The sequence below is a fragment of the Amycolatopsis sp. NPDC051128 genome (assembly GCF_040682715.1).
Classification (GTDB): domain Bacteria; phylum Actinomycetota; class Actinomycetes; order Mycobacteriales; family Pseudonocardiaceae; genus Amycolatopsis.
Genome location: NZ_JBFBBN010000005.1, coordinates 169,725 through 184,023, shown reverse-complemented (window position 1 = coordinate 184,023; position 14,299 = coordinate 169,725). Strand labels below are relative to the sequence as shown.

The window sequence follows — 14,299 nt, the reverse complement described above, 5'->3', positions numbered from 1 at the left end:
GAGCCGGGTCGCCATTCGGGCGTGACACCGTGTCAGCGCCGTGACCGTCCGGTGTCAGGGTGGCAGACGATCGTGGTCGGCGTGATCAGTTCAGCGACCGCGGAGGTTTCGCAAATGACCAGGGGTACCAAGAACGCCAACGCCCGGATGCCGCGGGTCTCCCGGCGAGCGGCGGTCACAGCACTGGCCGCTTCCCTGCTGGCCGGGATGGCCGTGCCCGGAGTGGCCGCTGCCGGGCAGGGGCGTCCGGAGTTGCAGGAGGCCATCCAGGAGATCGTCGATTCCGGTTTCACCGGGGTGCAGCTGCGCGTGCACGATCAGCGGGGTGACTGGGCCGGCAGCGCCGGGGTGCGCAAGCTGGGCGAGGCCGCGAAGCCGCCGGCGAACGGGCAGTTCCGGGCGGGCAGCTCCACCAAGACCTTCACCGCGACCGTGGTGTTGCAGCTGGTGGCCGAGGGCAAGGTCGAGCTGGACGCCCCGGCGGCCCGCTACCTGCCCCAGCTCGGGCTGGACCGGCGGATCACGGTGCGGATGCTGCTGCAGCACACCAGCGGGGTGTTCAACTACACCGGCGAGTACTACCCCGACGGGACGGTCAAGCCGGGAATCCCGTGGTCGGGCAAGGAATGGGTGGACAACCGGTTCCACACCTACCGGCCGGAAGAGCTGGTGGCGTTCGCGCTGGCCCAGCAGCCGCGGTTCGAGCCGGGAACGGACTGGAGCTATGCCAACACCAACTACGTGCTGGCCAGGCTGCTGATCGAGAAGGTCACCGGCCGTTCATACGGCGACGAGGTCCAGCGGCGGATCGTGCGGCCGCTCGGGCTGCGGGGCACCGTGATGCCGGGCACCTCGACGGAGATCCCCGGGCCGCATGCCCACGGCTACTACCGGTTCGAGGACGCCGGGCAGCCGAAGACGGTCGACGTCACCCGGCAGAACCCGTCCTGGATCTCCAGTGCCGGCGAGATGATCTCGACGACCAGAGATCTCGACACGTTCATTTCCGCGCTGCTCGGCGGGAAGCTCCTGCCGGCCCCGCTGCTGGCCGAGATGCTCAAGCCGCACCCGACCCCCGACCCGGCGAGCGACTACGGCCTCGGGCTGTTCGAGCTGCACGCGGACGCGAACTGCGGCGGCACCATGCTGATCAACCACAACGGCCACGTCCAGGGCTACGCGACCCTGATGTACAGCACGCCCGACGGCAGCAAGACCCTGACGGCCTCGCTGACCTTCGTGGAAGACGGCGCACCAGCGCAGGCTGCGGCATACCAGAAGGCGGTGCAGAAGCTCACCAGGCTGCAGTTCTGCGACGGCCAAGCCGGCGTGGCCGACCGGTAAAGCCAGGCCGTCTGGCACCGACGACGAGCTTGGAGCTGATGTGCACCCGAACTGCCGCATTACCGCTGATTTCGTCAGCGACCGTTCGTCACGTCGCGGATGAGCCGCCGGGTGTCGCCCCTCAATGGACCAGTCCAAATCGGAACTTTCGGGGCAAGCCGGTTCCGTATACTGACTTTGTGATCCGCGTGCCTATGAACAACGCTGGGAGACACCGACATGGTTGACCGCCAAGGGCGCTCAGAGTTGCATTACACTGCGCTTGAAGGTGCCGCTGACCAGGCTCGTGCGCTCCTGGCGACAGGGCGGGACCCGAACCTCCGGGACCGTGACGGCTTCGTTCCGCTACATCTGGCAGCGCAGCAGGGGAACCTGGCGGTCGCCGAGGTGTTGCTCGAGGCCGGAGCAATCGTCGATGCGGTCAACAAATACGGGAACACGCCGCTGTTTGTGGCGGTCTACAATTCAGTGGGGCAAGGTGATGTCATTCAACTACTTCGTCGACACGGAGCTGATCCGTGCAAGATCAATCGCTCGGGGCAGACGCCTGTCGGACTCGCTCGACTCATTGCGAATTATGACGTCAAGCAGTTCTTCGATGACGTGGAATAGGTTCTGATTCGCAGACTTGGGCTCAAGCCTCCGGTTTCGGTGGTTTCGAGCACACCAACCTGGCGAACCGCCAGGACCGCGCTCCCGCGGTCCTGGCGGTTCGCCTGGGGCGGGTCAGGACGCTTCGCTGGTGAGCCGGCGTGGGTTGTCGCCGGCGGCGAGGAGCAGGGCTGCGGCGGTGCCGGGACCGCCGCCGTAGCGCTGCCGACCTCGGCTCAGGCGTTGACGTACGCGAGCACGGCCAGCACCCGCCGGTGACCGCTGTCGGTGGTGGGCAGGCCGAGCTTGCGGAAGATGTTGCCGATGTGCTTGGTCACCGCCCGTTCGGTGACCACCAGGTCCTTGGCGATCGAAAGGTTGTCGTAACCCTGCGCCATGAGGTGCAGCACCTCCTGCTCCCGGGCGGTGAGGCTGTCCAGCGGGTCGCGCTTGTTCATCAACTGGGCCACCACTTCGGGGTCGAGCGCGGTGCCCCCGGCCGCGACGCGCTCGAGCGCGTCCAGGAACTCCTCGACCCGGCCGACCCGGTCCTTGAGCAGGTACCCCGTCCCGGCCGCGCCGGTCGCCAGCAATTCCTTCGCGTAGGCCTGCTCCACGTACTGGGACAGCACCAGCACCGGCAGCCCGGGAAGGTGATCGCGCGCCGCGATCGCCGCGCGCAGGCCTTCGTCGCGGAAGGTCGGGGGCATCCGGACGTCGAGGACCGCGATGTCCGGGCGGTGCGCCAGCAGCGTCGGCAGGATCTCCGGGCCGCTGGCCGCGATCCCCACGATCTCGTGCCCCGCGCTCTTGACCAGCAGCGAGATCCCCTCCCGCAGGAGTGCGTTGTCCTCGGCGAGAACTATGCGCATGGCAGCATTACCTCGATCGTCGTTCCCACGTTCACCGGACTGTCGATCCGGGCGGTTCCGTCCAGCGCCGCGACCCGGCGCCGGATGCCGGACAACCCGCTCCCGCCCTCGGCATCGGCGCCGCCCTGGCCGTCGTCGCGGACCGTGACGCGCAGGCTGTGCCCGTCGCCGTCGAGGATCACTTCGGCGTGTGCGGCCGTGCTGTGCTTCGTGACGTTGGTCAGCGACTCGGCGACGACGAAGTATGCCGCCGCCTCGATCGCCGCCGGTGGCCGGGGCAGGTCGTCGGGCACGCGGACGGTCACCGGGATGCGCTGCCCGCCGGCCAGTGCGTGGACGGCGCCGCTCAGCCCCCGGTCGGCGAGGATCGGCGGGTAGATGCCGCGGATGATTTCGCGAAGGGTGCCCAGTGAGTCCTCGATCCCGGTCCTGGCGTCCCTGAGCAACGCCGTCGCCGGGCGTTCCGGTTCGGCGCCCAGGGTGCGTTCGGCGAGACCGATCCGCACCGCGACGGCGACCAGTTGCGCCTGGATCCCGTCGTGCAGGTCACGCTCGATGCGGCGCAGCTCGGCGCCGTGCGATTCCAGCGCCTCGGCCCTGGTCCGGGTGAGGGTCTCGACCTGCTGGGCCAGCAGCTCGGCGTCGCCGGGCCCGAGAAGCGACCGCGCGAGCCGGAGCTGGCCGCGCGCGATCAGCGGCACCAGCCAGTACACCGCGGCGGCGTAGGTGGCCGCCTGCACCAGCGGCAGCGTGAGCGCCTCCGGCCACGTTCCGATCTGGATGAGCATGCCGGTGAAGCTGTCCGGCGGGAACCACCACCAGTACACGGGAAGCAGCGCGCTGGACACGATCGCGGGCCACAACGCGATCCCGGTCAGGCCGAGGAACGTGCCCGCGAGACCGTGGACGACCAGCCAGAGCAGGTCGCGCCAGGTGGCCGGGTCCCGGACCGCCCGCGATCGGCCGCCGACCTCGGCATGGGCGGCCTCCGGCAGCCGGCACCCGAGGTGACGGCCGGCCCGCCGGCGTTCGAGCCCGGCCAGCGCGCGTACCGGCTTGGCCGCCGCCGGGACGAACGGCAGCAGCAACACCAGCAGCGGCACGACGACCACGCCTACCAGCGCGGGCAGCGCGGTCTGCAGTCCGGACGCCAGCACCGCGGTCGCACCGGCGCTGCGCCTGATCGCTGTCCTCATCGCCGCTCCCCGGGGCCTGCGGTGCAGTGGCCGCACTCTACTGAACCCCCGATGAGGGTGTAGCTGGCTACACCCCCGATCCGGGATCCCAGCCCCGTGTGCCGCGCCCCGCCCGCTCATAGCGTCTGGAGCACCGGATCCCACGGGAAGGAACAGACCATGACAGCGGTCGCGAACGGGCTCGAGTACGCGGTGCGGATGGAGTCGGTGGCGAAGACCTACGGCAAGGGCGAGGCCGCGGTGCCCGCGCTCAAGGACGTGACCCTCGGCCTGCGGCGGGGGAGCTTCACGGCGATCATGGGCCCGTCCGGGTCGGGCAAGAGCACTTTCCTGCACTGCGCCGCCGGTCTGGACCGGCCCACGTCGGGCCGCATCATGCTGGGCGACACCGAGCTGACCGGGCGCCGCGAGTCCGAGCTGACCGCGTTGCGGCGGGAGCGGATCGGCTTCGTCTTCCAGTCCTACAACCTCCTGGACGCGCTCACGGTCGAGCAGAACATCGTGCTCCCGCTGCGCCTGGGCAACCAGCGGTTCGACCCGGCGTTCCTCGCCGAGGTCGTCCGGTCGGTCGAGCTGGACGTCCCCCTCGACCGCCGTCCGAGCAAGCTTTCCGGTGGTCAGCAGCAGCGCGTCGCGATCGCCCGTGCCCTGGTCACCCGGCCCGAGGTGGTGTTCCTCGACGAGCCGACGGGCGCGCTGGACACCCGCACCGCGCGGCAGGTGCTCGGCACCCTGCGCCAGACGGTGGACCGGTGGGGCCAGACGGCGCTGATGGTGACGCACGACCCGGTCGCGGCCTCGTACGCGGACACCGTGGTGTTCCTCGCCGACGGCCGGATCGTCGGGGAGCTGACCGCCGCGACCCCGGAGCGGATCGCCCAGCGCATGACGCACCTGGGGGAGTGGTGATGAGCATGTTCGCCTTGGCCTGGCAGACGATCCGCGCGCGCCGGACGGCGTTCGCCGCCGCGTTCGTCGCGGTGTTCGCCGGGTCCGCCCTGATCACCGCGAGCGGCGTCCTGCTCGAATCCGGGCTGCGCTCCGGAATCCCGCCGCAGCGCTACGCCGCCGCCGCGGTGGTCGTCACCGCGGAGCAGACACTGTCCACAGGGGACGAACCCGACCAGCGGTTCGCCGAGCGCGTTCCGCTGCCCGTCGCCCGCGCCGCCGACATCGCCCGGGTGCCCGGAGTCGCCGCGGTCGTGCCCGATGTGAGCGTGCGGGCCGGTCTGCGTGGTGCCGCGGGCTCGGTCCCGCTCGTCGCCCACGGGTGGTCGTCGACCCGGCTCGGCGCGGGCACGCTCACCGGCGGCCGGGCCCCGCGGGGACCCGACGAAGTGGTGCTCGACGCGGGCCGCGTCGGTGCCGTGGTCGACGTGACGGTCGGCGGGGTCGCGTCGTCGTACCGGGTGGTCGGCACCGTCGCGGCCGGGCAGCCGTCGGCGTTCTTCACCGACGAGCAGGCCCGCGTCGTCGCCGGCCGGCCGGACCTGGTCGACGCCGTCGCGGTGCTGGCCGAGCCCGGTGCCGACGCCGCGGACCTCGCCCGGCGGATCGGCGCGGCCGTGCCGGGGGTGGCCACGGCCACCGGCGACGACCGGGCCGCGGCCGAGTTCCTCGACGTCGGCGCGGCGCGTTCGTTCCTGACGGTCGTCGCGGCCTCGTTCGGCGGGACGATGTTCATGGTCGTCCTGCTGGTGGTCGCCAGCACTCTCGGCCTGGCCATCCAGCAGCGCCGTCGCGAGTTCGCGCTCCTGCGGGCGATCGCGGCGGCCCCGGGGCACCTCTACCGGTTGATCGGCATCGAATCCGCGCTGGTGTCCGCGGTGGCGGCTGTGCTCGGCGTGGGACCCGGGGTCGCCCTGAGCCTGTGGCTGCACGGCGTGTTCGTCCGCTTCGGCTCGATCCCCGAGGGCTTCGGGTTCGTGATCGGCCCGCTTCCGATCGTCGCCGCGGTCGTGGGGTCCGTGTTGTCCGCGGTCGCGGCCGGCCTGATCGCCGCCCGCCGCGCGGCGCGGATCAGCCCGGTCGACGCGCTGGGCGAAGCCGCCGTCGAACCGCCCGAGCTCGGCCGCGGCCGGGTGCTCACGGGCTGGGTGCTCGCGATCGCCGGCACCGTGGCGGGCATCGCGCTCCCGCTGGTGATCAGCGGAACGGCGGGGGCGGCCGGCGCCGCGTCGTCGGCGCTGCTGCTGGTCGTCGCCATCGCGTTGCTCGGCCCGCGGCTGCTCACCGCGACCGCGTCGGTGCTCGGCGCGCTCGGGCTGCGCCACGGGTCCGCCGGGTTCCTCGCCGGGGCCAACACCCGGGCCCGCTCCCGGCGGCTCGGTGCCGCCACCACCCCGCTGATCATGGGGGTGACGCTGGCGGCGGTCCAGATCTTCACCGTGACGACGACCGCCGCGGCGGCGCGGCACCAGACCGAGACCGGGCTGCTCGCCGACCACGTGCTCGTGGCCGACGGCGGCATCGCCCCCGCCGTGGCCGGCGCCGTCCGGCGCGCGCCGGGGGTGGACGCGGCGGTTCCCGTGGTGCGGACGCAGGTTCTGGTCACTTCGCCGACGTTCGGTGAGCCGATGACCGAGGCGTACTCCGCGCAGGGCGTCACACCGGACGGTCTCCCTCGTGTCCTGAACCTCGACGTGCGCCGGGGGAGCCTGGACGGTCTCACAGGAGACGCTGTCGCCGTGAGCGAGAACGCGGCCGGCGTGTTCGGGGTGGACCTCGGCGAGACGGTCACGATGCGGCTCGGCGACGGCACTCCCCACCACGCCCGCGTCGTCGCGATCTACGGCAGCGGCCTCGGGTTCGGCGACCTGACGTTGCCGCACGACGCCGTCGCCGGGCACACCACGAGCGGGCTCGACGACGAGATCCTGGTCGCGGGTGCGCCAGGAGCCGATTTCCTGCGGGCGTACCCGGAACTCCGCGTCACCGACCGGAAATCGTTCGCGACGGCGCGGAACGACGCCGCGGGCGCGCAGTCCACGGTCAACCTGCTGCTCAACCTCGTGCTGATCGCCTTCATCGCGATCGCGGTGGTGAACATCCTGGTCCTGGCCACCGCGGCCCGGATCCGCGAGTTCGCGCTGCTGCGGCTGGTCGGGGCGAAACCCCGCCAGGTCCGCGCCATGACGCGGCGCGAAGCGGCCGTCGTCGTCGTGGCCGCGGTCGTGCTCGGCTCGCTGGCCGCGCTGCCCCCACTGGTCGGGATCAGCCTCAGCCTGACCGGAGCCGCCATTCCCGCTGTGCCGCCGTTGATCTACCTCGGCATCGTCGCGGCCGCCGCCCTCCTCGGCTGGGGCGCCATCGCCATTCCCACCCGGTTCGCCCTGCGCCCGGCCGCCGTCGCGGCCATGCGCGTCGGCGAATGACCGTCCACACCAGACAATCGAGAAAGGATCGTCGTGGCAGTTCCGCAGAAAACCACGCCGCACAGCGGTATCCGAGGCCTGATCGCCCGGTCTCCGCTCGTCAGCTTCTTCACCCTCGCGTTCGCGCTCAGCTGGATCGCGTGGACCCCGTACGTGCTGGGCAAGACCGGCCTCGGCGTGGAGCCGGACTTCGACTTCCCGAAGATCCTGGGCACGACCCAGCTGCTCGGCGTGCTGCCCGGCGCCTACCTCGGTCCGATCCTGGCGGCGTTCATCGTCACAGCGGCCGCCCAGGGCCGGCCGGGCCTGCGGCGCTGGGCCGGCCGGTTGCTGAAGTGGAACGTGAACTGGCGCTGGTACGCCGGCTCGATCCTCGGCGTGCCGGCGGCGCTCGTCGTGACCGGGCTGGCCCTCAACGGCGGCGACATCCACCTCCCGGGCGCGATGCTGTTCGTGGCTCTGGTCCCCGGGCTGGTGCTCCAGATGGTGACCACGGGCCTCGCGGAAGAGCCCGGCTGGCGCGACTTCGCCCTGCCCCACCTGCAGCCCAGGTTCGGACCGCTGCGCGGCACGCTGATCCTGGGGCCGCTGTGGGGCCTGTGGCACGTGCCGCTGTTCTTCTCGGAGTGGGGCCACTGGCCGGACGTAACGGTCTGGACCATCGTCGAGTTCATCGCCACGACGACCCTCTTCAGCATCCTGATGACGTGGGTGTTCAACCGCAGCGGCGAAAGCCTGCCGATCGCGATGCTGGTGCACACCAGCGTCAACAACTTCATGTCGATCGCGTGGGCGGAACTCTTCCCCGGCACGGACGTCGACGACATCGCGGCGACGTTCCTCGTCGCGTCGGGCTTGGCCGCCGCGGTGGTCGTCATCGCCACCCGCGGCCGGCTCGGGTACCGGAGTCCCGAAGTACCGGCGTCCGCCCAGGCATCGCCGGTCCGGTAGCCCTTGGCCGTGTGAAGAAGCCCTGGCCGGGTCCGGCCGGGGCTTCTCACTTTCGTGAGTCGCCGATCAGCTCGAGGAGCAGCGCGTTCTGGGCGAGGTAGTGCTGATCGGCGAAGTGCTCGGCGAACGCCGAGTAGACCACGAAGCAGGGGTCGGAAACGGTGTTCCGGCCGTGTCCGCCGCCGGACGTCGGCTGGACGACGACACCGACTTTCAGCTGCTGAGCGGTAACTCTCTCACCCGTTGTCGGTCTAGTGCTCGTGATGTCCGTGAGGAGGCTGAGAGGTCGGGAGAGTCGAGCGCAGCGGCCGCGCGAGTGCCTCAACGATGGAGGCGGCCAGCCGCAGTGTCGGCAGCTGCCGCAGTTCCGCCTCGAAGTCGGGATCGACCTGGACGCAGCCGCAGTCCAGGTACTCTTCGACGCTGAAGCATCGGCTGGCCAGGTCCGATGTGAAGTCCGGCGGCGCGAGCCGGGCCAAGAGGCGGATCATCGGCGCGGTGACCGCGGCCGGCCGGGCCCGGAGGTCGTCCGCCATCAACCGTGCCACGAGATCGGTCGACTCGTCCGGATCGGCAGCCGAGACCTCGTGGCGCTCGCACGCGGCGGCTACCAGCGGTTCTGTGTCCCACCCGGTCGCCTGGCGGCTCAAACCTGCCAGCTCGGCGATCTCCGGATCCTCATTGCCTTCCAGCAGCATGCTGACCGCGACGTCCGGCCAGTCGCTCGGCTCGAGGCAACCGCAGTGTTCGGCCGCCCTCGCTACCGAAAGCGCGATTCGCCACGAGGCATCGTCCATGGATCGACTCTAGCGCGAAGACGCTCCGCCCCGTCAGCCGGCGGCCGAAAACAGATCAAGACGACCGAGAACACGCTGAGCGCGGCATAGACAGATACCAGCCATCGATAATTCTGCCCGGGACCCTCACCGTGATCGTCAACCGGCTCTCCTAGTTCTGTCGTTTGTGGACTTCGTCATCCAAGAATATTTCCGAACGCGCTGCTGTCCTCGGGGTCATCAGCCGTCATCTGAGCTCCGGTCTGCGCGTAGTCGAACAAGTCCTCCAGTGTAACCAAGCCCTTCCGATGTCGCCGGGAAAGTCAGCAGCTTCGCGTACCCGTGCTGTCCGTCTCGGCACCTGCGCGTACTGGTCGAGCACCTGCCCCCGACCTCGGCGTTCCACCGCACGGTTCACGGGCACGCGTGGACCGACGTCGAATACCTCCTCGCGATCGTCGCCGACCGCCTCGGCGAGAACACCTTCGTCACCGGGCGCGGATCAGGGTTAAAAGGTCTTCGCCGTCCGAGCCCGCTGACCCGCACGGGTGAACAGGACAAGGGCCGCATCGGCGACCGCGGAGAAGCCGACGTCGAAGACGTGATCGCCTGCCTCGACAAGTACAAGCCGTGCGTGACCCACTAGGAAGATTCCGAATCCTGGGCGCCCCGGACTTGAAACGGGAAGTATTCCATTTACGCTACCGATCAATCAGTGCCGATTTATTTGCACGCCCTAGTCTGCCGAGCGCCATAAGTGGCTTGAGATTTCGTAAACTCACCTCCGTAAGGCGAGGACAATTGTTGGGTCAGCCCAGAACACGAAAAAGATGTGTAATCCAGATACGATTGAGCGGATCGCACGGCCTGCGCGTTCCAGTCGACCGACAGGCTATCGACCGCTTGTGTAGCAATGTTCTTCGGGAACCCCGCGCCGTACTGTGATGACAGTTGCCCGATCAGGCCGGCACGGGAGAACCCCGCGAAATCCAGATACGACTGGGCGGAACTTCGGGCTTGCTCAACTTGCGGCGGGTACTGCGATGTCGCCACTGGTGTTGTCTCCAGTGACGGTACCACCGGTGTCGTTGTTAACGGTGTCGTTGTTGGCGGTGCGCTCGCAACGGTAGTGGACAACAGTGGGATGGATTGACTTGTGGTTGTCATAGCGCCTGTCGAAGAAGAGCCGAACGTCTCCTCGAAACTTTCGGCCCAGGCCGCCTGAAAAGCGATAGTAGCGGTAATGCCGCCCACGGCCAGCACAAAGCTAATCAATGCCATGGCCTTGTGAGTACCGAACAGCGCCACAAAAGCGAACACGGATCCGATAGCTCCGGCGAAAAAACCTGCGTTATTCAGGAATGGCACAGGACTAAGGCACAAAGCCACAAGACCGAGAACCAAGGCCGTGACGGCGACACCCTTGAGCTTAGATTTCTTGACTGGCGGTCCGACAGGCGCGGACGGGTAGTGCTGGGACGGAGGATGATAATTCATTCTAATTTCCCTTCATTTGCGAACGCCTACCGCGTTCGCTTAGTGCACGCTCTGGACTCGAACCGGATAGTATGCCATTCGCACTACCGCACTAAGGCTTGACTCCCATCGAGACCAGCACGTCGCTGCCGGGCCGTTTCCACGGAAGTCGGTGCCATGGTTCTCGCCGCCTCACTCGTAGCTACAGCCACTGGGGTCACCCTTGGCGTTGGCGCAACGCGCGTCGCACTTGTGCGCCAATTTCGGCTCATTATCCATCAATTTACGTGGTTCAATGACAACAATACCACCTTGGCGGAGGTCTAGTGCGGTGCAGTGCGACCTCAATAATTGAGTACGGTCAACCGCATCCAAGTAGGCATCTGAGTGGGTTCAAGCGCCCGCAGTCAAATTTGGGTTTGTTCAAAAGTGGCCCTGACCAGGCGAAACTCCTAGAGTTTCAGTTGGGAGACCGGGTACCTAAGTGGGGGTTGAACGCGCCTGCGGCCATCTCAGAGGCCATTACGGTATGGTCGAGAGTTTCGGGCTTGGAGGTTTAGTGTCCAAATACCCGAACCGCGTTCGCCTTTGGGGAACACGAGTTGGCGATGGCCATGGCCTGATCCAGGTCGCAGTGCAACCGGTCATCGGGTGCGTTGTCGTCGAACGACCTGAAGAAGAACCCTTTCTGCATGCGGTGCCAGACATCGAGGATCAGCCGCAGCGGGAAGTCCCGGCCGGGCGGGACGTTTTCGGCATCGGGGTTGATGATGTGCACGCGCCCGCGCACTGTCATCGCGCGGTTGCGCGGCAGCGATCCTCGTATGAGCGCCGAGGTTTGCGGCGGCTACCCCGCGCGACGGTGACCCGCCGGCCGGTCAGGTGGGTGACGCCGTCCCCGGCCTCGACTCTCGCCAGCCCGGCCCTTGGGCTTCGACGCCACAGGGGGACAGGAACTGGCGTGGCAAACCCTGCTTGCGCACTGCTCCGACTACGTCGAAGGCCATGGAAACCTGACGGTACCGCAAAAAATACCGCAACCCGCGCATCGGATACCGCGTCGGCCACCAGCTGAGCAACCACCGAGCGCTCCTCGCCGATGGTTCATGCCCCGACCGGGTCGTCGACCCTGACGCGCTGGGCATGGTGTGCGCGAGCACCGATGGTGGAAGGTCTACTCGCCGGCGCTCGCCCGACTCCCGTCGACCCACGGCCCGAAGACGACGCCGCCCGCCGCTGGGTATCTTCCCCAGCCTCCCACCACCGACGAACGGAGTGATCTTCCGCAACTCCAGCTCGTCGGCAGGACAGGACGTAGCGCGTGATCAGCGGCAAGAGAGTGCGTTTCCACGACCTGCGGCGGGCCACGCGTGGCTGGCGGGCGTGGCGGCCCCTCAATCCGTTACGGGATGTCCGGTCAGGACGCGGCCAGTTGCTGGTTCAGCACGTCGAATCCGGCGTCGAGGCGGATCACCTGGCCGCTCACCGAGCCGAAGCCGGCGTCGGCAAGCAGCGAGACCGCGGCGCCGATGTCCGCCGGCTCGAGGATTCGGCCGTGCACCGACCGTTGCGCGAAGGATGCGCGCCTGTCGGCGTCGAACACGTCGGCTGTGGCATCGGTGTTCACCGCGCCGAGCGCGATGGTGTTGACGGTGACACCGTACTGCCCGGCCTCCGCGGCGACGTGCCGGCTGAACGTGTTCAGCGCGGCCTTGGCGGTCGAGTGCGCGGCGATGATGCCGACCATGTCGGCGACGGTGCTGGAGATGTAGATGATCCGTCCGGCACGCTGCTCGCGCATGATGGGAAGGACCCGCTGGGTCAGGTGGTAGGAACCGGCGAGTTCGCCGACCACCTTGCCGGCAAACGCGTCCCACGGCAGCGACGCGAGCGGCTCGAACGGCGGTTGGACCGTATTCGCGTTGCACACCAGGACATCCACGCGCCCGTGCTCGGCGCGTACCCGGTCGACCAGTGCGGCTACCTGCGTGTCGTCGCAGACGTCGGCCTGTTCGGCCGCGGCGCTGCCGCCCGCCGCCTCGATGTCGGCGACCACCTGCTTGGCCGCGTCGGCACTGCGATGGTAGTTCACGATCACGTGGTGCCCGCGCTGTGCCAGGCTCCGCGCGATCGCCGCCCCGATACCGCGACTTGCTCCGCTGACCAGTGCCACTGTGCTCGTCATCAGTTCCTCCTCGTGCGCCTTGGAGGCCTGACGCTAACCGGGGGGCTTACCTGAGGTAAGGGCTTACTTTTGCGTAAGCTCCAAACATGGGCGAAAATGTCGAGGCCAAACTGCTTCCCCGTAACAGGCACAGTGATCTGTTCCACAGCGAATGCCCGGGCCGGGCCGTCTTCGACCGCATCACCGGCCGCTGGGCGCCGCTGGTACTGGTCAAACTGGCCGAAGGTCCGTTGCGGTTCTACGAGCTGCGTGACCAGATCGGGGGGATCAGCGAGAAGGTGCTGTCGGAGAAGCTGCGCTTGCTCACCCGTGATGGACTGATCGAGCGCACGGTCGAGCCGGCCACCCCGCCGCGGGTCAGTTACGCGCTCACGGACATGGGCCACAGCGTCGCCAAACCGCTGCGCCAGCTCATGCGCTGGGTAGCCGACCACGGCAACGCCATCCTGACCGCCCGCGACGACCAGAACTGACGTCAGACTCGCGACCAGCACCTCCGCACAACGACTCGTCACCTCCGTGGCCGGCCGCTCGCCGGTCTCCCGCGGTGCTCCCGCAGCAGCGTCGCCGCGTGCCAGAGCCTGGCCACCGCCTCCTCGGGCACGTCGAGCGCCCGCAGCCCGTGCGAGCATAATGTCGTGGTGAGCTGGGTGAGCTTTGCGGAAGCGTGCACGAGGGCGCGGGAGCTGTGCGTCGAGCATCTGGGCGAGCATGTCGGGACGCAGGTCGCGGCACTGGCGAAACCCGGGTTCGGGCTGCGTCCGGTGAAGCCGGGCATCACCGCGGCCGGCCTCGGCAGGTGGGGCGGTCCGGCGTTGCTGAATCCCGGCACGCCGTGGCCCGAGTACGACGGCGTTCCGCTCAGCCTGTTCGCCGTCCTGGACGTCGATGCGCTCGGCTCCTGGCTCGGTGACGAACGCCCACCCGACGGGCTGCTGAACATCTTCTCCTTCGACCCGGACATCCAGCGCGGATACGTGCTCGAGGGCGCGCCTCTCCGGGACATCGATGACCCGCGATTCTGCCGGATCATCCCGGCGGACCCGGCACTGGCGATCGAGGAGTCAGCACCCGCACCGGCATCGATCCACGCCCCGGAACCGTTCTACGCGGTACCCGTCGTGACATTGCCTTCGATGCGCGGAGTCTCCTATGACCCGGTCCTCGACACGGTGGACTACGGCGGAGAGACCGAAGACTCCATCTACTATCGGTCGATGCCGGGCTGGCTGGCTTCGGACCGCCTCGGCGATCCCTGGCTCGAGTTCTGTGAGCGGGAGCAGGGCCTGTACAAGTACGAGGACGTCTTCTTCTCGCCCGACCAGGCGTTCGGCTGGCCGAACCTGGAGAACAGCTTCCCGCAGCTGAAGGAGCCGTACCGCCACATCATCACCATCGGGCACCACGACCTCGGTGATGGCGGCTACGTGCACTTCATCCTGCCGCCGAAGGCGTTCCGCGACGGGGACTACGAGCAGGCAGTCGCCTTGTTCGAAGGTTTCTAGCCACTTGCGGTTGTTCCCGACCTCTTGAA

General features: G+C 68.5%; 13 protein-coding genes. 7 read left to right on the top strand and 6 right to left on the bottom strand.

Annotated features, from left to right (window positions below):
- Positions 1 to 114: 114 nt before the first annotated feature.
- Both AB0M82_RS08400 and AB0M82_RS08395 read left to right on the top strand, forming a co-directional pair.
- Positions 115 to 1,344: a serine hydrolase domain-containing protein gene (locus AB0M82_RS08400; protein WP_364718761.1), complete on the top strand. Its 1,230-nt coding sequence runs from the start codon at positions 115 to 117 to the stop codon at positions 1,342 to 1,344.
- Between the two features lie 219 nt (positions 1,345 to 1,563).
- The gene (locus tag AB0M82_RS08395; protein ID WP_364718759.1) at positions 1,564 to 1,956 is read left to right on the top strand and encodes an ankyrin repeat domain-containing protein; all 393 of its coding nucleotides are present in this window, start codon (positions 1,564 to 1,566) and stop codon (positions 1,954 to 1,956) included.
- A gap of 215 nt (positions 1,957 to 2,171) precedes the next feature.
- On the opposite strand, the gene AB0M82_RS08390 is transcribed toward AB0M82_RS08395, so the two are convergent.
- Both AB0M82_RS08390 and AB0M82_RS08385 read right to left on the bottom strand, forming a co-directional pair.
- The gene (locus AB0M82_RS08390) at positions 2,172 to 2,807 is read right to left on the bottom strand and encodes a response regulator transcription factor (RefSeq protein WP_364718758.1); all 636 of its coding nucleotides are present in this window, start codon (positions 2,805 to 2,807) and stop codon (positions 2,172 to 2,174) included.
- Positions 2,798 to 4,003 carry a sensor domain-containing protein gene (locus AB0M82_RS08385; protein WP_364718757.1) on the bottom strand — a complete coding sequence of 402 codons (1,206 nt, stop codon included), beginning with the start codon at positions 4,001 to 4,003 and terminating at the stop codon, positions 2,798 to 2,800. Before AB0M82_RS08385 ends, AB0M82_RS08390 begins: the two co-directional genes overlap by 10 nt.
- 159 nt (positions 4,004 to 4,162) lie before the next feature.
- Between AB0M82_RS08385 and AB0M82_RS08380 the strand changes: the two genes are divergently transcribed.
- From AB0M82_RS08380 to AB0M82_RS08370, 3 genes are read left to right on the top strand one after another with little or no spacing between them, the layout of a single operon-like run.
- Complete coding sequence (locus AB0M82_RS08380; protein ID WP_364718756.1) at positions 4,163 to 4,912, top strand: ABC transporter ATP-binding protein; 750 nt, start codon at positions 4,163 to 4,165, stop codon at positions 4,910 to 4,912.
- Positions 4,912 to 7,377 carry an FtsX-like permease family protein gene (locus tag AB0M82_RS08375; protein WP_364718754.1) on the top strand — a complete coding sequence of 822 codons (2,466 nt, stop codon included), beginning with the start codon at positions 4,912 to 4,914 and terminating at the stop codon, positions 7,375 to 7,377. The genes AB0M82_RS08380 and AB0M82_RS08375 overlap by 1 nt, the downstream gene beginning before the upstream one ends.
- 33 nt (positions 7,378 to 7,410) lie before the next feature.
- Positions 7,411 to 8,328: a type II CAAX endopeptidase family protein gene (locus AB0M82_RS08370; protein ID WP_364718753.1), complete on the top strand. Its 918-nt coding sequence runs from the start codon at positions 7,411 to 7,413 to the stop codon at positions 8,326 to 8,328.
- Positions 8,329 to 8,579: 251 nt separating this feature from the next.
- On the opposite strand, the gene AB0M82_RS08365 is transcribed toward AB0M82_RS08370, so the two are convergent.
- The 4 genes from AB0M82_RS08365 to AB0M82_RS08350 form a co-directional block, all read right to left on the bottom strand.
- The gene (locus AB0M82_RS08365) at positions 8,580 to 9,125 is read right to left on the bottom strand and encodes a hypothetical protein (RefSeq protein ID WP_364718751.1); all 546 of its coding nucleotides are present in this window, start codon (positions 9,123 to 9,125) and stop codon (positions 8,580 to 8,582) included.
- 702 nt (positions 9,126 to 9,827) lie between these two features.
- The gene (locus AB0M82_RS08360; protein ID WP_364718750.1) at positions 9,828 to 10,601 is read right to left on the bottom strand and encodes an Ltp family lipoprotein; all 774 of its coding nucleotides are present in this window, start codon (positions 10,599 to 10,601) and stop codon (positions 9,828 to 9,830) included.
- Positions 10,602 to 11,136: 535 nt separating this feature from the next.
- Positions 11,137 to 11,358, bottom strand: coding sequence for a hypothetical protein (locus AB0M82_RS08355; protein WP_364718749.1), 222 nt, complete (start codon positions 11,356 to 11,358; stop codon positions 11,137 to 11,139).
- 639 nt (positions 11,359 to 11,997) lie between these two features.
- Positions 11,998 to 12,753, bottom strand: a complete 756-nt coding sequence (locus AB0M82_RS08350) for an SDR family oxidoreductase (RefSeq protein ID WP_364718747.1) — start codon at positions 12,751 to 12,753, stop codon at positions 11,998 to 12,000.
- Between the two features lie 98 nt (positions 12,754 to 12,851).
- Between AB0M82_RS08350 and AB0M82_RS08345 the strand changes: the two genes are divergently transcribed.
- A complete protein-coding gene (locus AB0M82_RS08345) occupies positions 12,852 to 13,238 on the top strand; it encodes a helix-turn-helix domain-containing protein (RefSeq protein ID WP_364718746.1) in 387 nt (128 codons plus the stop codon).
- A gap of 177 nt (positions 13,239 to 13,415) precedes the next feature.
- Positions 13,416 to 14,270, top strand: coding sequence for a DUF1963 domain-containing protein (locus AB0M82_RS08340; protein ID WP_364718745.1), 855 nt, complete (start codon positions 13,416 to 13,418; stop codon positions 14,268 to 14,270).
- Positions 14,271 to 14,299 lie beyond the last annotated feature (29 nt).